General features: G+C 40.9%; 1 protein-coding gene. It reads right to left on the reverse strand.

Annotation, left to right across the window (positions count from 1 at the left end):
- The coding region (locus C6366_RS20960; protein WP_199221590.1) for a PAS domain-containing protein at positions 1 to 469 on the reverse strand (469 nt) is incomplete at both ends.

The following is a 469-nucleotide window of genomic DNA, read 5'->3' on the forward strand; positions in this document are numbered from 1 at the left end:
GAATTGTTTTTTCCATTGCGATACCAGCAAGCTTTGTAACGGCACTTTGTGTTGGGCGAAAAGAATGCGTTGGTTGTAATGCCACTTGTTTGTTCATTGTGCGATAACGAAAGCGATAAGGCAGTGGATATGTGTGCAGGTAATATATTATATAACAACAATCGGTGCATGTTTTCGGGTGAAGTCCCAAAAATAGAAGCAAATGCAGGGTTAACATACGTCAGAATTCCATCGGTACGCATCACGGCCGAAGGGGTTGGATGGCTATTGAGTATCACGAAATCTGAAAGGTTTTCTTTGGCGTCGGCTTTTTCCGGAACATTAGTGGTGTCTGTTTCCAGTGAAGCACTTTTTTTTCGTTTCAGATTGTTTCTGAAATTGATATACAGAAAAACGGCCAACGCAATCCCTAATAATGCCAGCACGATATAAACTGTCTGTTGTATTTGAACAACAGACTCTTTAGAGA

Origin of the sequence: Desulfonatronum sp. SC1, assembly GCF_003046795.1 — a bacterium.
Taxonomy (GTDB): Bacteria; Desulfobacterota; Desulfovibrionia; order Desulfovibrionales; family Desulfonatronaceae; genus Desulfonatronum.